Source organism: Acidobacteriota bacterium, from assembly GCA_019347945.1.
Taxonomy (GTDB): domain Bacteria; phylum Acidobacteriota; class Thermoanaerobaculia; order Gp7-AA8; family JAHWKK01; genus JAHWKK01.
In genome coordinates this window covers 1-18,417 of record JAHWKK010000040.1, presented here as the reverse complement: position 1 = coordinate 18,417, position 18,417 = coordinate 1, and the positions used below count along the sequence as shown (strand labels likewise).

Annotated in this window: 18 protein-coding genes and 1 pseudogene; 8 read left to right on the top strand and 11 right to left on the bottom strand. The window is 62.1% G+C overall.

Features of this window, described 5'->3' with window-relative positions; genetic code table 11:
* Nucleotides 1-383: 383 nt before the first annotated feature.
* Together KY459_16225 and KY459_16220 are read right to left on the bottom strand one after the other, a co-directional pair.
* Nucleotides 384-1,040, bottom strand: coding sequence for a response regulator transcription factor (locus KY459_16225; protein MBW3566255.1), 657 nt, complete (start codon nucleotides 1,038-1,040; stop codon nucleotides 384-386).
* Nucleotides 1,025-2,230, bottom strand: a complete 1,206-nt coding sequence (locus KY459_16220; protein MBW3566254.1) for a hypothetical protein — start codon at nucleotides 2,228-2,230, stop codon at nucleotides 1,025-1,027. The genes KY459_16225 and KY459_16220 overlap by 16 nt, the downstream gene beginning before the upstream one ends.
* Nucleotides 2,231-2,307: 77 nt before the next feature.
* Here KY459_16220 and KY459_16215 point away from each other — a divergent pair, with 77 nt between their 5' ends.
* Together KY459_16215 and trmH are read left to right on the top strand one after the other, a co-directional pair.
* Complete coding sequence (locus KY459_16215; GenBank protein MBW3566253.1) at nucleotides 2,308-2,493, top strand: hypothetical protein; 186 nt, start codon at nucleotides 2,308-2,310, stop codon at nucleotides 2,491-2,493.
* A 6-nt stretch (nucleotides 2,494-2,499) separates the two neighbouring features.
* Nucleotides 2,500-3,168: a tRNA (guanosine(18)-2'-O)-methyltransferase TrmH gene (trmH, locus tag KY459_16210; GenBank protein ID MBW3566252.1), complete on the top strand. Its 669-nt coding sequence runs from the start codon at nucleotides 2,500-2,502 to the stop codon at nucleotides 3,166-3,168.
* Nucleotides 3,169-3,371: 203 nt separating this feature from the next.
* On the opposite strand, the gene KY459_16205 is transcribed toward trmH, so the two are convergent.
* Both KY459_16205 and KY459_16200 read right to left on the bottom strand, forming a co-directional pair.
* The gene (locus KY459_16205; protein MBW3566251.1) at nucleotides 3,372-3,851 is read right to left on the bottom strand and encodes a hypothetical protein; all 480 of its coding nucleotides are present in this window, start codon (nucleotides 3,849-3,851) and stop codon (nucleotides 3,372-3,374) included.
* 103 nt (nucleotides 3,852-3,954) lie between these two features.
* Nucleotides 3,955-5,412: an RNB domain-containing ribonuclease gene (locus KY459_16200; GenBank protein MBW3566250.1), complete on the bottom strand. Its 1,458-nt coding sequence runs from the start codon at nucleotides 5,410-5,412 to the stop codon at nucleotides 3,955-3,957.
* Nucleotides 5,413-5,829: 417 nt separating this feature from the next.
* Between KY459_16200 and KY459_16195 the strand changes: the two genes are divergently transcribed.
* Nucleotides 5,830-6,684 carry a hypothetical protein gene (locus tag KY459_16195; protein MBW3566249.1) on the top strand — a complete coding sequence of 285 codons (855 nt, stop codon included), beginning with the start codon at nucleotides 5,830-5,832 and terminating at the stop codon, nucleotides 6,682-6,684.
* A gap of 27 nt (nucleotides 6,685-6,711) precedes the next feature.
* Here the strand turns inward: KY459_16195 and KY459_16190 are convergent, their stop codons facing one another.
* From KY459_16190 to KY459_16180, 3 genes are read right to left on the bottom strand one after another with little or no spacing between them, the layout of a single operon-like run.
* Complete coding sequence (locus KY459_16190) at nucleotides 6,712-7,362, bottom strand: class II aldolase/adducin family protein (protein MBW3566248.1); 651 nt, start codon at nucleotides 7,360-7,362, stop codon at nucleotides 6,712-6,714.
* On the bottom strand, nucleotides 7,359-8,444 hold the full coding sequence (gene mtnA, locus KY459_16185) for an S-methyl-5-thioribose-1-phosphate isomerase (GenBank protein MBW3566247.1): 1,086 nt from the start codon (nucleotides 8,442-8,444) through the stop codon (nucleotides 7,359-7,361). Before mtnA ends, KY459_16190 begins: the two co-directional genes overlap by 4 nt.
* Entirely contained in the window at nucleotides 8,441-9,418 is a 978-nt protein-coding gene (locus KY459_16180) for a hypothetical protein (protein ID MBW3566246.1), read from the bottom strand. The genes mtnA and KY459_16180 overlap by 4 nt, the downstream gene beginning before the upstream one ends.
* Nucleotides 9,419-9,901: 483 nt before the next feature.
* On the opposite strand from KY459_16180, the gene fmt reads away from it, so the two are divergent.
* The 3 genes from fmt (at nucleotide 9,902) to KY459_16165 (ending at nucleotide 12,488) form a co-directional block, all read left to right on the top strand.
* Entirely contained in the window at nucleotides 9,902-10,825 is a 924-nt protein-coding gene (gene fmt, locus KY459_16175) for a methionyl-tRNA formyltransferase (protein ID MBW3566245.1), read from the top strand.
* Nucleotides 10,822-12,090 carry a hypothetical protein gene (locus KY459_16170; protein MBW3566244.1) on the top strand — a complete coding sequence of 423 codons (1,269 nt, stop codon included), beginning with the start codon at nucleotides 10,822-10,824 and terminating at the stop codon, nucleotides 12,088-12,090. Before fmt ends, KY459_16170 begins: the two co-directional genes overlap by 4 nt.
* Nucleotides 12,091-12,191: 101 nt before the next feature.
* Nucleotides 12,192-12,488, top strand: coding sequence for an HU family DNA-binding protein (locus KY459_16165; protein ID MBW3566243.1), 297 nt, complete (start codon nucleotides 12,192-12,194; stop codon nucleotides 12,486-12,488).
* A gap of 79 nt (nucleotides 12,489-12,567) precedes the next feature.
* On the opposite strand, the gene KY459_16160 is transcribed toward KY459_16165, so the two are convergent.
* Together KY459_16160 and KY459_16155 are read right to left on the bottom strand one after the other, a co-directional pair.
* Nucleotides 12,568-14,814, bottom strand: a complete 2,247-nt coding sequence (locus KY459_16160; GenBank protein MBW3566242.1) for a M3 family metallopeptidase — start codon at nucleotides 14,812-14,814, stop codon at nucleotides 12,568-12,570.
* A 330-nt stretch (nucleotides 14,815-15,144) separates the two neighbouring features.
* Nucleotides 15,145-15,852: a DUF72 domain-containing protein gene (locus KY459_16155; protein MBW3566241.1), complete on the bottom strand. Its 708-nt coding sequence runs from the start codon at nucleotides 15,850-15,852 to the stop codon at nucleotides 15,145-15,147.
* 154 nt (nucleotides 15,853-16,006) lie between these two features.
* Between KY459_16155 and KY459_16150 the strand changes: the two genes are divergently transcribed.
* On the top strand, nucleotides 16,007-16,525 hold the full coding sequence (locus tag KY459_16150; GenBank protein ID MBW3566240.1) for a GNAT family N-acetyltransferase: 519 nt from the start codon (nucleotides 16,007-16,009) through the stop codon (nucleotides 16,523-16,525).
* A 223-nt stretch (nucleotides 16,526-16,748) separates the two neighbouring features.
* On the opposite strand, the pseudogene KY459_16145 reads toward KY459_16150, so the two are convergent.
* Nucleotides 16,749-17,339: pseudogene (locus KY459_16145) on the bottom strand (hypothetical protein).
* Between the two features lie 120 nt (nucleotides 17,340-17,459).
* On the opposite strand from KY459_16145, the gene KY459_16140 reads away from it, so the two are divergent.
* The gene (locus tag KY459_16140) at nucleotides 17,460-18,158 is read left to right on the top strand and encodes a L,D-transpeptidase (protein MBW3566239.1); all 699 of its coding nucleotides are present in this window, start codon (nucleotides 17,460-17,462) and stop codon (nucleotides 18,156-18,158) included.
* Here the strand turns inward: KY459_16140 and KY459_16135 are convergent.
* Nucleotides 18,129-18,417 (bottom strand): hypothetical protein (locus tag KY459_16135; GenBank protein MBW3566238.1); only part of this gene is annotated, 289 nt, incomplete at its 5' end. The genes KY459_16140 and KY459_16135 overlap by 30 nt on opposite strands.

Below are 18,417 nucleotides of genomic sequence, written 5' to 3'. Positions count from 1 at the left end.
GTGAAGAGTGAAGAGTGAAGAGTGAAGAGTGAAGAGTGAAGAGTGAAGAGTGAAGAGTGAAGAGTGAAGAGTGAAGAGTGAAGAGTGAAGAGTGAAGAGTGAAGAGTGAAGAGTGAAGAGTGAAGAGGTGAGTGACGAGCCCCCACCCAGATTCTTCGCCCGCGCTGCGCCTGGCTCAGAATGACGAGTGTTGTGTTTTGCGCGAATCGACAATCATGGACGAATGTTTGCTCTTGCGAAACCCACTCCCTCGTCATCCTGAGCCGCCGAAGGACGGCGAAGGATCTGGGCGGTGGCTCGCGAATGCGGGGTGAGTGTAGGGAGAGGTTACTTTCGCGGCGTCTCTTCTTTCACTCTTCACTCTTCACCCTTCACTCTTCGTTCTAAACCAGTCCCTTTTCCTGAGCGTAGAGCGTGAGCTCGACGCGCCCTCGCACATCGAGCTTCTCGTAGATCGTGTGGAGGTACGACTTGACGGTCCCCTCGGTGAGCGCGAGCTGATCCGCGATCTCCTTGTTCCGCAACCCCTGCGCGACCATTCGGACCACCTCGGTCTCCCGGGGAGAGAGCAGCGCTGCGAGCTCCCGCTCGCTGTCGCTCGCTTTCGACATCCGCTCGACCGCGCGGCCGACCAGTGATTCCTCCAGCGCTCGCGTTCCGAGAGCGACGCGCCGGACCGCGCGGACGAGCTGTACGGAGGCCGCTTCCTTCAGAACGAGACCCCAGACGCCGAGTCGCATCGCCTCGACGACCCTGTCGTCCTCGATGGCCGCGGTCAGAAGGATGACGCGGGTCGGGAGCTTCTCTTCGTGAATGACCTTGAGAACCTCCATTCCGCCCACCCCGGGCATGCTGACGTCGAGGACGAGAACTGCCGGGCGTTTTCGTCGGACAAGATCGATGGCTCCCGCCCCGTCGGTTGCGGTGCCGACGACCTCGATGTCGTCGGTCCTGGTGAAAAGCTGCTGCAGTCCGTCCAGGATGATCCGATGATCGTCGACGAGTCCGACCGTGATCGACATCGTTACTCCGCGCTCCATCCGACTGGGATTTCGATCGTCACCGTGCTCCCCTCATCGGTGGAGTTTACACGGATCGAGCCGTTGAGCTCGGCGGATCGCTCGATCAGGGAGAGTGGACCCCGACCCTGGGATTTCATCGCCGGGCCGTCGAGCTCGCCTCTGAAGTCGAAACCGTGACCGTCGTCTCGAATCTCCAGGATGAGCGTTCCCTTCTGGTGCCGGATGTCGACGATGATCCGGTTTGCGCCGCCGTGACGGGCCGCGTTGTTCGCCGCTTCGCCGATCAGCCGGTAAGTTTCCCAGCCGAGCGACTGAAGCAGGAGCGGATCGAGCTCCGGCTTGTGCACTTCGACCGTGATGCCCCACTGCAGCTGGTAGCGATGCGCGAGCTCGTCGAGTCGTGCGAGCAGATCGACCTCGCCGAGCATCCGCTGGCGCCCCGGGCGGAGCGCGTTGAGGTACGCGCGCAGCTCCCGCTGTTCATGCATGAGAACGGACTCCAGACCGGTCACCAGAGCTCGCGCCCGATCCGGCTCGGCTCCGATCAACTGATGCGCGGTCTCGAGCTGAAGGACCACGCCGGTGAACGACTGGAGCAACCCGTCATGAAGATCGCGGACGATTCCGGCGATTCGCTCGTCGACCGCGGCGCGTGCGAGCTGATCCGCTTCGATGAGCTGGTCGATTCTGCTGCCGATGATCGCAGCGGCGAGCGTTGCGCATGCGGCGGTGTCCTCGTCGATTTCGGGGAGCTCGATGAACATCCATCCGGGCCGCAGCCTCGCGGGAAACGGAACCGCGAGAACCGGACCGTCGCCGAGCTCTGCGGCGACGGTCGGGTTGATGGGCGATCGATCGACCCGAGGCGCATCGTCACGCAAAAGGGCAAAGGCAGGGCCGGTGGGCAGATCCGTGTAGAAGGGTGTCGAGGCGAAGTCCTCATCGACGAGGGGGGTAGCATTGGCAGCGCTCAGCTGGCGCGTCGTGATGTTCCCGTCCGTCCACGAGAGGAGATCGATCCATGGTTCTTCCTGGTCTTCATACGCGAGATGAGCGCTGCCGGCGTTGAGAACCTCGCACGTGGTCGCGAGTCCTGACTCGACCTCTTCCTTCTGGTTCTTCGACAGAGGCTTCCTCGCGATCCTGAGCAGTGAGAGGAAGCGGTCGATTCTCGTTTGTCCGCCTGAAAGGGTAGCCATCCTCGTCATATTGAAGAATATTCTCGCAGACCCGGGCCAATCTGCCGATAGCATTGTTCTATATTGTTCACCGGAGGGAAGAAACGATGAGAAAGTTAGTTCCGATGCTGGCGTTGATCATTCTTCTCGCAGTCCCCGGGGGTTGTTCGGACACGCCTCCCGAGGAGAGCGCGGCCGTGAAATCGGTGGAATCGGCGCAGGAGAAGGCGAAGGAGATGCAGGAGGAAGAGAACAGGCGAGTCGAAGAAGTGAACGAGGCGATGGATGAGTAAGTGAGCATTCTCCCGGAGCGCTTCCGGCGGATGCATGAAGCTCTCGAACGGCGGCAGCCCGATCTGACGGTCGTGCTGGAGGGAGTGCACAAGCCCCACAATTTCTCGGCGATCGTCCGATCCTGTGACGCGGTGGGGGTGATGGAAGCACACGCAGTCGTCGAGGGTGGCGGATTGCGTCCCCAGCAGAACGTGGCGAAGGGAGCCCACCGGTATGTGACGATTCGCCACCATGCGAGCTCGAGCTCCGCGATCGAGGAACTGCTTGATCGTCGGTTCACGATCGTCGCCGCCGATCCGTCGCCGGATGCAGAGGATTTCAGGACGGTCGACTACACCGTCCCGACGGCGATCGTGCTCGGCGAGGAGAGGGGCGGTCTTTCGAACGAGGCTCTCGAGGCGGCTACGGCGAGGGTGCGGATTCCGATGGAAGGGCTCGTTGCGTCTCTCAACGTATCGGTTGCAGCAGCGCTGATCCTCTTCGAGGCGCAGCAGCAACGCCGGAAATCGGGCATGTACGACGAGTCACGCGTCGATGCCCAGACGCGTCGCCGATTGCTCTTCGAATGGGCTCATCCGGGATACGCTCGGCTCTGTCGTCGCGAAGGGATCGACTATCCGCCGATCGACGATGAAGGAAATCTGCTGGAGATTCCGTGGCGAACCGGATCGTGAGGGGAAAAGAAGGTTGGAGGTTGGAGGATAGTCAGACCAGCCGTGGCGCGGAAGTTTCGGGGTCGGGTCTGAACATGGAACTTAACTCCCGAATCAGGCGAAAAACGACGTACTTGCGGAGTTAAGTTCCATGTTCAGACCCGACCCCGTCTCTCATCCCGAGCAGAGGTGGCCGCCGGTGAAACGGCGGCCACGCTCGATGCTCAACGCTTCATGTCGATTGCTTTTGTTTCGAGGAGTCTCTGTCCGGGGAGATCTTCATTCCAGACGAGGACCTTGATCTCGCCCGAGCGATTCCGCGTCCCGAAGCGAGCGCGAACCTCGAAGTTCGCCTTGGAGTTCTGTGTGACCTCGATGTCGCCGACATCGTACTGGTACATCATGTTGCCGTCTGCGCTGATCCCTTCCATCACGCGCATTCCGGCGCCATGGTTCTCGCTGAGGACGCTCAGTTCGGAAGGAAATTCGACCTGGATGATCGTATTGGAGAGATTGTTGAGTCCGATGTTCCGGACGTCGATCGAGACGGTCCCGGTCTCCCCCTCGGCAAGCTCGCGCGGCGCGTCGATGTCGACGTTGACGGCCTGGGCCTTTGCCGTGAGCGCCGTGCCGGAGTGTTTGCAGGCTCCGAAAGCCAGAAGCATGGTGAGTGTCGCCATGATGACGACGATTTTGCGGTTCATCGTGTGATTCCTCCTTTTGCCCTCTCGGGAGAGGGGTTCGGGTGGAAGCAGTGCAAATCAGATTCCGCCCCGGATCGCGGGGAGTGAGCGGGTGGGCCCCGGCTCAGCTTACAGGCTCGAAGTCGATGAAACCGCGGTCGACATCGGCGCGGACGAGACGGACCCTGAGACGGTCGCCCACGTCGAACGAGCCGGCTCCCCTGACCAGTTTCCCTTCGGCCGGTGGGCTGAAAATCCGAACCCAGGTTCCTTTGTCCGCGGCGCCGGTCACGATTCCGCTGAAGACCTGGCCGATTCGCCGGCTCAGCAGCATCGCTGCGGCCGATTTGGCCACGCGGCGCTCGACCTTGTTCGCCGCGTCTTCCTTGTCGGTGCATTGCTCGGCGAGCTCCCGCAATGTCGCCACCGAATAGGCGGGATCCTCCGCGGCGAGGGCGGACTTCACCAGCCGGTGAGTGATCAGATCGGGGAACCGGCGGTTCGGCGCGGTGGAATGAGAGTAGTCCTGGACGGCGAGACCGAAGTGACCGGCCTCGGGCCCTCCCGGCAGCTCGACACCGTACTCTCCTCTCCCGATCAGCTTCACGATCGTGAGCGAGAGGTCCGGAAACCCCGTCGGGTCGCGCTCGCGCTCGGCGGCGAGAAATCTGTCGAGTGCGCCGGAGTCCGGTTCCGGAGGAAGCTTCCCTCCGCGCTCTTCTGCGATCGACATGATCCGGTCCCATCGCCTCGGTTTCCGAACGATGCGTCGGAACGTCGGAAAATTCTTCGACTCGAGACAGCGGGTCGTGACGCCGTTGGCTGCAATCATCTGGTTCTCGATGAGCAGACGGGCGCGGTTCCGTTTTGATTCGACGAGGTCGACGACCTCGTCGTCCTCGAGAATCGCATGGGACTCGATCGTGTCGAGCTCGAGCGCTCCGAGGCGACGACGCTGCGCGAAAAGCCGGCGTGAGGCTTCGTCCTGCAACCGGATCGATTCTTCGATTCCGCTGTTTCCCGTGACCCCGTCGAGCTCCGGGATCTCTTCGTCGAGCCACCGCGACAGGCTGTCGTAGGCGAGCTTCGAATGATTCCGCAGCCGGGCGGGATAGACCTTCTCAAACGAGAGCGTGCCATCGGTCTCGATGACCATTTCGATGACGAGTCCCATTCGATCGGCGTTCTCGGAGAGCGAGGTGAGATCGGTGCAGAGCTCGGCCGGAATCATCAGAAAATTGTGGACCGGCGTATAGACGGTCGTCGTGTTGTGCGCCGCATGCCGGTCGACCGGCGTTCCGATGTCGACCAGCCAATCGACGCTCGCGATTCCGACGTAGAGACGGATCGCGTCGTTGTGATCCGTCGTGGCATAGCTGACCTGATCGATGTCGATCGTATCGTCGTTGTCGATCGAAACCCACGGAAGCGAGCGCATGTCCTCGGCGTCATCGTCGAGAGGGGGAGGGCTCTCCAGTCTGGAAACCTGCTCCATCGCCTCGCGCGAAAAATCGGGAAGGAGCTCGCGATCGATCATTGCCTGACGTGCGATCTCGAAAAGTGTCTGCCGCTGTTGTCCCATTGCCGGACGATACAGGAGTGAAGAGTAAAGAGTGAAGAGTGAAGAGTGAAGAGTGAAGAGAGACAGCATTCAGGAGCCGGGAGCCAAGAGCCAGGGTGGAAGAGTGAAGCACTCGTCATCCTGAGCAATTGACCGGCGCGTCGCGCCGGTGAAGCGGGAATGGAGCCCGCAAAACTCCGCACCCCATACTCAAACCGACGTCATCCCGAGCGGGCGGTCGGGTGGGCAAGCGAGGGACCTTGCAGGGTGGGACATCAGGCCAAGCGAAGCGCTGCAAAAGGTCGAAGTCCACGCAATTTCGTGGTCGTTTCATTGGCAGCCGCCGAAGGACGGCGAGGACCTGGGCGAGGGAACGTGTGCCCCAGCATCGTGCGCAATTCGTCCGCTACGGCCCGCGTTTTGAAGGTTTCCGGAGGAATGACGAAACCGGCACTTCTATTGACCGTGACGGTCGCACTGGCGGCGCCCCTCTACGCGGGCGTTACCGAGGGAGATGCTCACTGGGCAAAGCGCGCCGAGGGGGCCTCGGGAGCGAAGGCCGCAGCTACCCGTGTCGAGCTGGCAATCGCAGAGTACAGACAAGCGCTGAATGAAGACGAGAACGACTTCGAGGCGCGATGGAAACTGCTGCGCGCCATGCGATTCAAAGGGGCTTACGTTGCCGATTCCACCGCTGCGAAGAAGACCATTTTCGACGATGCGAAAGAGATCGGATCCGAAGGGGTCGAGATCCTCGAATCGATGCTGAAATCCAAAGGCGTCCGCAATCCGGAAAAAGCGTCGGAGACCGACGTGGCGCGCGCGGCCAGAGCGATCCCGGGTGCTGGCGAGCTCTACTACTGGGACGCCGTCACCTGGGGCGAGTGGGCACTGGTGTACGGCAAGCTCGCGGCCGTCCGTCAGGGTGCCGCGGACAGGATCCGGCGTGAATCGACGATTGCGATGAAAATTGATCCCGCGATGGAGGGGGGTGGCCCCGCTCGTGTGCTGGGGCGTCTCCACAACCAGACTCCACGCATTCCTTTCCTCACCGGGTGGGCTTCCGACGAAGAAGCGATCGGGTTCCTGAAGAGCTCGCTCGAGCTGAATCCGGGCGACAAGCTGACTCAGGTGTTTCTCGCGGAAGCAATGGTTGCGGCCGACCCCGGATGGGAACCGGAGGCGCGGAAGATTCTCGATGAGGTCCTTTCGACACCGCTCGATCCGGAATTCCTCGTCGAGGGAGCCTCGGCGCAGAACGACGCGCGCGCACTTCTCGCCTCCTGGGATTGAGGCGAGTGACGTCGCGGCCCGCGCAGGTCAATCCTTCCGGCTTGCCGCGTTCCTCCGTTCGTCGAATCTCCCCCGCGCCCGATCCATCTCGTCATCCGTGAGCGTCAGCGGTTCTCCTGCGGAGAGCGACTGGAGGTAGACCCGGGAGAGATTCTCGATCTCGACGGCGAGGTCGAGGGCCTGCTCGAGACTCTCTCCTGCCGAGATGAGACCGTGATTGGCAAGCAGGCACGCGAAGCCGCTTCCGATCGTGCGGACCACCCATTCGCCGAGCTCCTCAGTGCCGAACGTCGCGTACGGTGCACACGGCACTTCGTTCATTCCTGAAAGAGCGATCGAGTAGTGGATCGGCGGAAGCGGAAGCCGCAGCACGGCGAGCGAAGTCGCCCAGGGAGAGTGGGTATGAACGATCGACCCGAATACGCTCCTCGAACGGTAGAGACTGGCGTGGAGCCGCCATTCGCTCGATGGCGCCGGTCCAGGTTGCGTGGCTCCGCTCGCTGAAACGAGCACGACGTCCTGCGGAGTCATCCGATCCCAGCGGATCGCGGATGCCGAGATCAGAAATCCGTCAGGCGTCCTGACCGAAACATTGCCGGCGCTGCCGTGGTTGAGCCCCCGCTCGCCCAGGAAGCGCATTGCCTCCGCGATCTCTGCAGCCGGGTCGCCGTGCGTCATGCCGGGCTCCGTGCAAGGAGTGCCCGGATCGCCTCCGGGTTTGCGCTCACCAGTCCGTGCTCGGTGATCAGTCCGGTGACCAGCGCTGCCGGTGTGACGTCGAAAGCCACATTTCTCGCCGAGCATCCTTCGGGCGTGAGCCGTATGCGACGAATCGTCCCTTCGTCATCGATTCCGCTCAGGTGCGTGATCTCGTCGGGCGACCGCTCCTCGATCGGGATCGCGTCGCCATTCGCGATGGAAGGATCGAGTGTCGAGGTAGGCATCGCGACGTAAAAGGGGATCTCATTGTCGGCCGCGGCGAGCGCCTTGAGGTACGTGCCGATCTTGTTGCAGACGTCGCCGTTTGCGGCGACGCGATCGGTCCCCGTGATGACGACGTCGATCATTCCGCGTTGCATGAGATGGCCGCCGGCGTTGTCGACGATCACGTCGTGTGAAATCCCGTGGCTTCCGAGCTCCCACGCCGTCAGTGAAGAGCCCTGATTTCGGGGGCGGGTTTCGTCGACCCAGACGTGAACCGGAATTCCTCCGTCCTGCGCCATGAAAATCGGCGACAGCGCAGTACCGTAATCGACAGTCGCGAGCCAGCCGGCGTTGCAATGGGTGAGAATTCTCACCGGTTTCCCGCCGCGCTCGCGGTGGATCAGCCGGAGCAGGTCGATTCCGCTCCGTCCGATAGCCGCGTTGGTTGCGACGTCGTGCTCGGCGAGCTCGTCGGCCGCATCGAGAGCCACATCCGCGCGATTTGCGGCGGTTGTTTCGCGCAGCCTGGCTTCGGCTTTCTGCAGCGCCCAGCCGAGATTGACCGCGGTCGGGCGCGTCGCCCGCAGCAGCTCGAGCGCGCGACCGAGCATCGCGTCGGACGCGTCTTCTCGCATCGCGAGATGAAGACCGTAGGCCGCCGTGACGCCGATCAGCGGCGCACCTCGTACGACCATCCGCCGGATCGCATCCGCCGTCTCCTCGAGACTCGTCAGTTCGACGACCTCGAATTCGTGAGGGAGCCGGGTCTGGTCGATCACCAAAATCCGCTCGCCGTCCCTCCAGATAGAACGGTAGTGAGTTTCCCCGACCCTCATTCGAGTCGCACTCCGTCGTGGGTCGTGGCGGTCGTCGAATCCGACTCGCCTGCCCATGCGTCCCGCGCGAGTCTCGCCGCTCCGATCGCGGGAGAGGCCTCGGCTTCGACCAGAGCGACGTTCGGCATCATCTCGGCGCACCACTCCCTGAAGGAGTCGAGAAGGAACCTTCCGGAGCGGAATGCACCGCCTGCCCAGGAAAGTGACGCGGGACCGTCGTCGAGATCGACCTTTTGAAGTGCCGCACGGCCGCACGATGCGAGCTCGTTCCCGGCCTTCCGAAGGATCGTCTGTGCCGGGACGTCACCGTTCTCGGCGGCTTCGGTGACGACCCGGTTCAGCCGCGCGATCTTTGCCGGACTCGCGTCCGGCGCATAGACGAAGAGCTTGAGGTCCGGCGCCGTGCAGATGTCGAAGTCGTCGCAAAGCCACTTCGACATCGTCGTCTTCGGTCCGCGTCCGTCGAAGGACCGGACGATCGAGGCCATCCCCTGCCGGGCAATCCAGTAGCCGCTTCCCTCGTCGCCCATGATCGGCCCCCATCCTCCGGCGATCGCCTCCCGGCCGGTGGCAGTCCGCGCAAAGGCGACCGAACCGGTGCCGGAGATGACGATGCCGCCGGGCCGTCCTCCGAGGGCTCCCGCCAGCGCAATCCGCGCATCCGTCTCGACTCTCAGCCGGGTCGTTGCGAGCGCCACCGTCAATGCCGAGCGGAGCTCGTCGCGGTGCTTCGGATGGGCCGTCCCCGCGATCCCGCAGAAAATCATCCGTACCGAGCTCATCGACGCCCCCGCCTGATCGACGACCGTCGCGAGACCGTCCGCGATGTTCTTCAGCGACGCCGCGAGGCCGACTCGGAGATAGTTCGAGGGCCCGGTCTGAACCATCGCGAGCGGGCGCAGGTCGCCATCCACGAGGACAACCTCGGTTTTCGACCCGCCGCCATCAACGCCTGCAAAGAGTGTTTCGCCCATGCCTCTGAGGGAGCTCGTTACCCCGGAGGACTATAACCGAGACAGGGGGCAGGGATCAGGATTCAGGAGCCAGGATTCAGGAGACAGGATTCAGGAGACAGGATTCAGGATTCGGGATCCAGGACTCAGGATGCAGGATTCGTGGGCCTGCCCGTTAGTCGCTCGCTAGCTCAACCACCGCGTCATTCTGAGCCCGGCGCAGCGCGGGCGAAGAATCTGGGCGGGGGATCGTGAGTCACCCTTGCATCAACTGGCCACGTTGACTCGCGAGCCGCCCCCAGGTCCTTCGTCGCTTCGCTCCTCAGGATGACGAACCAACGCTGACCTCAAATCCTCTACCTGGCTCCTGAATCCTGACTCCTGTCTCCTGTCTCCTGACTCCTGTCTCCTGAATCCTGTCTTCTGTTTCCTGAATCCTGTCTCCTGACTCCTGACCCCTGATCCCTGATCCCTGGCTCCTCCATCCTGATAGATTCCTCCGTGATGAACGTCGTATTTTTCGGAACGCCGGAGTTTGCCGTCGCCGCGCTCGATGCGATCCATAGCTCGAGACACGAGATCGTTCTCGCGGTGGCGCAGCCCGACCGGCGCGCCGGGAGAGGGATGCAGCCGGTCCGGCCACCGGTCCCGACTCGAGCAGAACAGCTCGGGATTCCGCTGGTCCAGCCGGCGAAGATCCGCACCGACGAGTTTCTCCGGGAGATCCGCGAGCGCGATCCCGACATCGCCGTCGTCGTGGCATACGGGCGGATCCTTCCGGCGTCACTGCTCGAGGTTCCCCGTCACGGATTCATCAACGCGCACGCTTCGCTGCTGCCGAAATGGCGGGGCGCGGCTCCCATTCAGCGAGCGATCGAAGCGGGAGAGAGCGTCACGGGCGTCACGATCATGCGAATCGACGAGGAGCTCGATCACGGACCGGTTTTCTCGAGCCGCGAGGTCCCGATCGGACCGGACGAAACGTCCCCGGATCTGTTCCGGAAGCTCGCGGAAACAGGCGCGGAGTTGCTGGTGGAGACGCTGGACCGGATCGAAGAGGGAACGGCGACCGAGACGCCTCAGGATCACGAAAAGGCGACCGTTGCCCCGATGATCGACCGGACTGAAGGGCGCGTCGACTGGAGTCTCTCCGCCGTCGCGATCCACGACCGTTACCGCGCTTTCGTTCCATGGCCCGGAACGTTCTGTGAGATCGACGGCGAGAACGTCAAGCTCCGAAAGATCCGAAGAGGCGAACGGAGCGGATCGGCGGGTGAGATTCTCGAGATCGGCAGCGAAGCGGTCGAGGTGGCGTGCGGTCGAGGCTCGATCATCATCGAGCGCGCCCAGCGGCCGGGGAGACGGGAGGTGAGCGGTGCCGAGCTCGCCCGCAGCTTGGGGCTGGAGAAGGGCTCGCGGCTCGGATGAGCACTCGCGAACGGGCCGTCTCACTGCTCGAGGAAATCGAATCGGGTCGCCCCTGGCTGCGAAGCGGCTCACCGGCCCGCGATGACCGCTTCGTCGACGAGATCGTCAGCGGGGTGCTCCGGTGGAAGAACCTGCTCGATCATTTCATCGCGACGTTCGCAGAGCGACCGATCGATCGAGTCGACGATCGCGTGCGACGAATTCTGGAAACAGGGCTCTACCAGCTCCATTTCATGCGCGTCCCCCCGCATGCTGCCGTATCGGAGTCGGTCGACCTCGCCGGACGAAGCGCGCCGAAGGGGAAGGGATTCGTGAATGCGCTTCTCCGCCGGGCAGGCCGGGAAGGGCTCGCATCGCTGATCCCTGCAGACGACTCGCTCGATTCCATCGCGCTTCGCACGGGACATCCGATATGGCTCGTCGAGCGATGGAGCCGGAAGTTCGGGAGGGAACGAGCGGTCGCGATCGCGGAGTCGAACCAGCAGCTCTCGATGCCGGACCTGGTCGTCAACACGAGCCGGATCGAGGTGGAGCAGTTCACGGATGAGCTCGATCGGCGTCAGATCGGCTGGCGGAGCTCGACCCTGGTTGACCGAATGATCCGGCTCGAGGGAGGAACCGCGGTCATCCGGGACCTCCTCGAGCAGGGGCTTGCCTGGCCGATGGACGAAGGAAGCGCGATCGTCGCGGGTCTCGCTGCGATGCCACCCGGTTCGCCGGTTCTCGATGTCGCCGCTGCCCCCGGAGGGAAGAGTTTTCTTCTCGCGCTCGAAGGCTGCCGGGTCGTCAGCTCCGATGCCAGCCTGCGGCGGCTCCAGGTAATGAAACGGCGCTGGGCGGCGCTGTTCGACGAACCGATTCGCGCTTTTGTTGCGGATGGCCGCCGGCTTCCGCTGGAGGGACGGTTCGCCTCGGTTCTGGTCGATGCCCCGTGCAGCGCGACCGGGATCATCAGAAAGTATCCGGAGATCAAGTGGCGACTCCGGCCGGAAGACCTGCCGCGGCTCGCGCGGACGGAAGAGGAGATCCTGGTCTCGGCACTCGAGATTGCTGAGCGTGTCGTATACGCGACATGCTCTCTGGAGACGGAAGAGAATGACGAAGTGGTGAAACGAGCCCTGTCGAAAGTGAGTGGTTTCGAGATCGCGGATGCTGGAGAATTCGTCGCCCCGAATGTGCGGCAATGGGTCGATCGCGGTGTTTTGAGACTCACGCCGGATGCGGGGACGGACGGCTTTACGGCTTTCGTGCTCGTGCGACGGTGATGAAAAAAAAGTCTGCAATTCATCTGATGATACCGATTGACTTGATGTATTCGCTGCCATAGATTGTTCGGGCAACATCGAAACCGCAAGGAGGAAACACAATGGCAGGAAAAGCTGACATCATCAGTTCGATCGCTGATGCAGCTGGGATCACGAAGAAGGAAGCCGGAGCCGCATACGACGCGCTCATCGATCACATTCGTAAGTCGATGAAAAGGGGCGACCGATGCGCCGTACCGGGGCTCGGGACGTTCAGCGTCTCCTCGCGCAAGGCGCGGCAGGGACGCAACCCTGCCACAGGCCAGCCGATGAAGATTTCTGCGAGCAAGAACGTCAAGTTCAAGGCTGGCAAGGATCTTCGGGAGAGCGTCAACAAGAAGAAGTCTTCGAAAAAGTGACGAGGCTCGAACCGGAACGATGAAAAGGCGCCCTCGCAGGCGCCTTTTCTGTCTGAAACCGCTTCTGTTCGGAGATCCGTCAGTCTTTTGTGCTGACTCTCCGCGCCGGCGTTGCGGTTCTCACCGGCCGTGGAGTCGAAGCCGCGCCGGCAATCGGAAATCCCCGCTTCTCCATCAGCGCTTCGATCCGTGCATCGCGGCCGCGAAACGCTCGATAAGCTTCCGCCGGATCGATCGAGTTCCCCACCGCGAGTATGTTTCTGCGGAGACGCTCAGCGACGACCGGATCGTACGGCCCCTCTCCTTCCTCGAAAGCCTCGTATGCGTCGGCAGTGAGCGTGTCCGCCCAGAGATAGCTGTAATAGCCGGCCGAATATGAGTCGCCCGCGAAGACGTGGAGGAATTGCGGCGTCCGGTGGCGCATGACGATCTCGTCGGGCATTCCGATCTCTTCGAGCGTTCGGCGCTCGAATTCGTCGGGATCGATGTCGCGGTCGCCCGCGAGATGAAGCTTCATGTCCACCAGCGCGCTCGCCAGATACTCGGTCGTCGCGAAACCCTCGTTGAACGTCGCTGCCCGCTCGATCCGCTCGACCAGATCCTGAGGGATCGGTTCGCCGGTCTCGTAGTGCACCGCAAACCGCTGCAGAACCTCGGGGGTCGACAGCCAATGCTCCATCAGCTGCGAAGGAAACTCGACGTAGTCACGGGAAACCCGCGTTCCGGCGAGCGAGGGATAGTGAACGCTCGAGGCGAGTCCATGAAGCGCGTGGCCGAATTCGTGGAACAGAGTTTCCGCATCGTCCCACGAGATGAGCACCGGCTCCCCAGGCGATCCTTTGACGAAGTTCGCGTTGTTCGAGAGGATCGTCGTGACCTCTTCTTCGAACTTCTCCTGCGTCCTGTAGGTATTCATCCAGGCGCCCGAGCGCTTCCCCTCCCGCGCGTACGGATCGAAATACCAGAGGCCGAGGTGATTGCCGGAGCTCTGGTCATAAACCTCCCAGACGCGGACGTCGGGGTGGTACACCGGAACGTCCGGAGCAGGACGAAAGCCGAAGTCGTAGAGCTCGCCGGCGACCCAGAACATCGCCTCCCGCAGCTTCTCGAGCTGCATGTACGGCTTGATCTCGTTCTCGTCGAGGTCGTAGCGCTCCTTTCTCACCTTTTCCATCCAGTAGCGGTAGTCCCACGGCTCGATGTCGATCGGAGTCCCCTCTCTGCGGGCCAGCGCCTCCATGTCCGCGACTTCCTCGTGCACCCGCGCGACCGCCGGCGTCCAGACCGCCTCGAGAAGCTCCATCGCGCGCTCGGGTGTCTTCGCCATCTGGTTCTCGAGCCGCCAGTGAGCGTGCGTCTCGTAGCCACGAAGCTTTGCGCGCTCGGCCCGAAGCTGGAGGATTCGGCGGATGATGGCGTTGTTGTCGGTTTCACCTCCGAGATCACCGCGATTGACGAAGTTCCGCCAGACCTTCTCCCGCAGATCCCGCCGGTCGGAGTAGGTGAGGAAGGGCTGCATCGACGAACGCGTGTTGGTGATGACCCATTTTCCGGGATGCCCCTTCGCTTCCGCGGCCGCGGCGGCGGACCGCCGAAGAGACTCGGGAAGCCCGGCGAGGTCGCTCTCGTCGTCGAGAACGACGTACAGATCCGTCTCGTCGGCGAGAACGTTCTGCGAGAACTTCGTGTAGAGCGATGCCAGCTCCTGATTGATCTCCGCGACCCGCTCCTTTTCCGCCTCGTCGAGATTGGCGCCCGCCCGGACGAAGTTATTGTGATAGAGCCACGCGAGCCGCTGCTGTTCGGGAGTGAATGACGCTTTGGAGGGCGATTCGTAAACCGCCTCGATCCGCTCGAAGAGCTCGCGGTTCTGCGTGATCCTGTCGTTGAACTCGGCGAGGCGGGGAGCCATCTCCCGCTCGATCGCCTGGAACTCGGGCATGCTCATCGTCGAGCTCCAGATGCCGTACGCGGTTCCCACACGGTCGAGCACTCTCCCCGCGCGCTCCAGCGCTGCAATCGTATTCTCGAAGGTCGGCGGGGCGGGATTCGCGACGATCGCTTCGATCTCGCGAAGATTCTCCAGCATCCCCGCCTCCAGCGCGGGCTTGAAATGCCGGACCTCGACCTCGTCGAAGGGAGGGACGCCACCGTAGGGCCCGGTCCACTCTCTCAGCAGGGGATTCGTCTCGGTCGGCGTGGTGATGGGTGCCTCCTCGGTCTGGTTCTCGATGGTCGGGGCTGGTTCCGGTTGCGTCGGTGCGGTTACACATTGCGCCGCGACGAGCATCGTCAGAGCGGAGCTCGACAGGATTCGAAGATTCATGATCATCCTCTCATTTCATGGATTCGGGTCAAACGGTCATGCGGTGAGAGTAGCCTGAAAGTTTTACGCCAGCGGGAGGAGGGTTGGAGGTTTAAGGTTGGAGGTTTGAGGAGTCAGTTGCCGGTTGCCAGTTGCCGGTTGCCGGGGTCGGACATGTCGCAGGGGCGCGTGCGGCATTACTCGGATTCACGAGCCCCCAGCCAGATTCTTCGCCCGCGCTCCGCCGGGCTCAGAATGACGAGTGTTGGTTTGGCGCCTGACTTTGACTGGATCCTGGATCCTGGATCCTGGATCCTGGATCCTGGCTCCTGACTCCTCCAACCTCCAACCTCAAACCTCCAACCTCCAACCCAGAAACTCCTTCGCAAAGGCCGGTCCCTTCCCCTCGTCCTCGTGCTTGAAGAAGATCCAGGCCTCGCTCCAGCTCGTCGCCTCGATGAGCTCGCGCCACCTCGCAATCTCCCCCTCCGCGTACTCGGTGCGGCGAAGCCGCTGGTAGCCCCATCCTGGTCCTGATTCGAGCCGGCCCGGCATCGGTGCATCGTCGACGTCGGACCGGCAGATTGCCGCGCCGTGTTCGGTTGCAAGCGTCTCGATCTCTTCGTCAAACCAACTCTCGTGACGGAACTCGAGCGCGATCCTCTGTCCATCAGGGGCGGCCTGGAGAAACGATTCGAGAAGCGCGGCATCCTTTCGGAGCCACGGAGGAAGCTGAACCAGGAGGGGCCCGAGCTTCTCTCCGAGAACCTCCGCCGTCTCGGAGAAATGACGAAAATCGTCCTCGGTGCCCGCGAGCTTCTTCCGGTGCGTGATCGACTGCGGCGTCTTCAGAACGAAGCGGAATGATGCGGGGACTTTCTCCTTCCATCCCTCGAGCATCTCCGGTTTCGGCATCCGGTAGAACGTGTTGTTGATCTCGACCGTGTCGAAGTGACCGGCATAGAACTCCAGCATCTTCGCCGGGGGGAGCTTCTCGGGATAGAAGGTCCCCTTCCACTCCTTGTAGCTGTAACCGCTGGTGCCGACTCTGAGCTCCATTGTCGCGAGTATAACGAGAGCGAGAGTGCTCGAGTGAGGCTTCCGTGTTGACGGGTTGTGACATAGTTCGCCCGACTGGAGGGCCTCCGTGAAATCGATCAAATCGCTCATGGGTCGTTGAGAGCGGCTGGCCGTCGATGGTATGAAAGCGCCGATGGCCGAGCTGCGCATCCGGCGGGCGAACGAGGCCGACGCCGAGGCGGTGTTGTCGATCTACGCTCCGATCGTGAGGGAGACTCCGATCTCGTTCGAGACCGAGATCCCTTCGATCGAGGAGATCCGGCGGCGGATCGCGTCCGCGCTCGAACGTCACAGTTTCCTCGTCTGCGCAGCCGGAGCCGAGATCGCCGGTTATGCCTACGGCGGGGTTCACCGAGCCCGGGCGGCGTATCGGTTCGCAACGGAGGTTTCGGTCTACGTCGATGCGAATTGGAGGAAGCGTGGCGTGGCCCGCATGCTCTACGAGAATCTGCTCGCCGAACTGGCCGAGCTCGGTTACTGCATGGCGTATGCGGGAATCACGCTTCCGAACGACGCGAGCGTCGGCTTCCATCGTGCTCTCGGGTTCGAAACGGTCGGAACGTTTCCGCGGGCCGGATGGAAGTTCGGGCAGTGGCACGACACCGGGTGGTACTGGCGGAAGTTACGGGAGCACCCGCTGCAGACATCCTAGAAAAGAAAACCAGGGAGCGCCGGACCGTCGCCCCGGTAACGGCGGTCCGGCGGACGAGGAGCTATCGCGATTTCTTCTTCGAGGATTTTTTCGCCGACTTCTTCGCGGCCGACTTCTTCGAGGATTTCTTTGACGGGCTCTTTTTGGCGCTGGCCTTTTTCGCCGCCTTCTTTCCGGCGGACTTCTTCGAGCCGCCCGATTTCTTTCCACCCTTCTTTCCGGCGATCATCTTTCCTCGCGCGTGTTTGGCGCGCGCGGCGCCGATCGCGGTCTTGACGTCCTTTTCCTCCTCGGGGGGAGGAATGACGGCCGGGATGCCGAGCGATTCGAGCCAGAGCTCGCGCGCCCATCCCATCGTGTGGTAGAGGTGCTCGTCCTCCTGTTCCTCGACTTCCTTGTGCGCGTCTTTGAGCACCTTCTTTTCGTCACCCGTCAGGTTCTTTGCGGCTTTGCCGATGAGCTCCCAGTTCATGTGGTCCTTGGTTTCGGCCTCGACGACGCATTCGGCGGCGACGAGCTGAGCGGCCTCGATCGGACCGGCCTGCAGCGCCATCTCCATCGCCTGCACCAGCGCCTCCCCCTTGTGCCTGACGACTCTCCGGCCGGGGGTCTGCCGTTCGAGGTCGAGTCCGAACGATTTGCAAACGCGACGCATGATCTGCTCGTGGTTCTGCGTCTCCTTGTGGTATTTCTGCCATTCCTTCTTCAGCTCACCGTTGCGCGCGCAGCGAAGGGCGGTCGCGTAGATCTGAACGCCTCCGATCTCGGTTTCCAGCGCCTGATAGAGAAGCTCTTCAACCTGTTGTCGTTCCATGTTTCCTCCAGTTGGTCGTAGTGCGGTGGGTATCCCAGAAACGATGGTTCGCTAGTGCACACGTCATACCGCAACGATTCAAAAATTGGTTGGCGCGGTTCCAGCAAATAACAAATTGTGATGAATCGAGGCCTCGCTCAGTTGTTCCTTCTTCTCCTCATCGGATCGCCGATCGCATTCGCCGAAGATTCGACGGAGACCTCGCGCTGCAAGCCGGGCGTGGAGTCCGCGATTTTCTGCAGCGACCCGAAGGCTTTCGATGCCGATCGGAGCGACCGGAACGATGAGGAATCCCAAGCGCCGCGGCTCTCCGATCGGACGAGGCTTGCAGATTCCGAGCGGTGCGACCGGCCGGAAGGTCTGCCGCCGCAGGCGGCCTGCAGCGGAGTCGTGATCACGGTCGACACGACGAAGAACGTTCTCTATCTCTTTCGCGACGGCGAGCTCGTTCGGAGTGCTCCGGCGGCGACCGGAAGCAACAAGTTGCTCGTGAAAGGATTGAGAAAGTGGCTGTTCCGAACCCCCCACGGACGAATGCCCGTTCTCGCAAAGAAGATCGATCCCGTCTGGACCCGACCCGACTGGGCGTTCGTCGAGGCCGGACAACCGATCCCTCCTCCCGATTCTCCGAAGCGAAAGGTCAGCGGTGTGCTCGGCAAGTACGCGCTCGACCTCGGTGATGGAATTCTGATACACGGGACGAAGGATCTCGACTCGCTCGGAAGGAACGCGTCGCACGGCTGCATCCGGCTCGGGAACGAAATGCTCGAGCTCGTCTACGAAACCGCCTCAGTGGGGACGCCCGTCCACGTCTTTTGAAGAGTGAAGAGTGAAGAGTGAAGAGTGAAGAGTGAAGAGTGAAGAGTGAAGAGTGAAGAGTGAAGAGTGAAGAGTGAAGAGTGAAGAGTGAAGAGTGAAGAGAAGAGTGAAGAGTGAGGAGGGAAGAGTGAAAAGAAATCGGGAACAGCGGCGCGGGCGCTGATCGCCTGGAGTGAATAAAAAAGGAGGCTTCAGCTCATGCCTTTCGGCTTCGTGTTTGATTTTGTTTTCTTCACGATCGTAGTCAGGATCGCGATGA

Excerpts from the sequence above, each read along its gene's own strand:
- KY459_16225 (MBW3566255.1), bottom strand. The coding sequence starts at position 1,040 with ATGGAGCGCGGAGTAACGATGTCGATCACGGTCGGACTCGTCGACGAT.
- KY459_16220 (MBW3566254.1), bottom strand. The coding sequence starts at position 2,230 with ATGACGAGGATGGCTACCCTTTCAGGCGGACAAACGAGAATCGACCGC.
- KY459_16215 (MBW3566253.1), top strand. The coding sequence starts at position 2,308 with ATGAGAAAGTTAGTTCCGATGCTGGCGTTGATCATTCTTCTCGCAGTC.
- KY459_16205 (MBW3566251.1), bottom strand. The coding sequence starts at position 3,851 with ATGAACCGCAAAATCGTCGTCATCATGGCGACACTCACCATGCTTCTG.
- KY459_16200 (MBW3566250.1), bottom strand. The coding sequence starts at position 5,412 with ATGGGACAACAGCGGCAGACACTTTTCGAGATCGCACGTCAGGCAATG.
- KY459_16195 (MBW3566249.1), top strand. The coding sequence starts at position 5,830 with ATGACGAAACCGGCACTTCTATTGACCGTGACGGTCGCACTGGCGGCG.
- KY459_16190 (MBW3566248.1), bottom strand. The coding sequence starts at position 7,362 with ATGACGCACGGCGACCCGGCTGCAGAGATCGCGGAGGCAATGCGCTTC.
- mtnA (MBW3566247.1), bottom strand. The coding sequence starts at position 8,444 with ATGAGGGTCGGGGAAACTCACTACCGTTCTATCTGGAGGGACGGCGAG.
- KY459_16180 (MBW3566246.1), bottom strand. The coding sequence starts at position 9,418 with ATGGGCGAAACACTCTTTGCAGGCGTTGATGGCGGCGGGTCGAAAACC.
- fmt (MBW3566245.1), top strand. The coding sequence starts at position 9,902 with ATGAACGTCGTATTTTTCGGAACGCCGGAGTTTGCCGTCGCCGCGCTC.
- KY459_16170 (MBW3566244.1), top strand. The coding sequence starts at position 10,822 with ATGAGCACTCGCGAACGGGCCGTCTCACTGCTCGAGGAAATCGAATCG.
- KY459_16165 (MBW3566243.1), top strand. The coding sequence starts at position 12,192 with ATGGCAGGAAAAGCTGACATCATCAGTTCGATCGCTGATGCAGCTGGG.
- KY459_16160 (MBW3566242.1), bottom strand. The coding sequence starts at position 14,814 with ATGAATCTTCGAATCCTGTCGAGCTCCGCTCTGACGATGCTCGTCGCG.
- KY459_16155 (MBW3566241.1), bottom strand. The coding sequence starts at position 15,852 with ATGGAGCTCAGAGTCGGCACCAGCGGTTACAGCTACAAGGAGTGGAAG.
- KY459_16150 (MBW3566240.1), top strand. The coding sequence starts at position 16,007 with ATGGCCGAGCTGCGCATCCGGCGGGCGAACGAGGCCGACGCCGAGGCG.
- KY459_16140 (MBW3566239.1), top strand. The coding sequence starts at position 17,460 with ATGAATCGAGGCCTCGCTCAGTTGTTCCTTCTTCTCCTCATCGGATCG.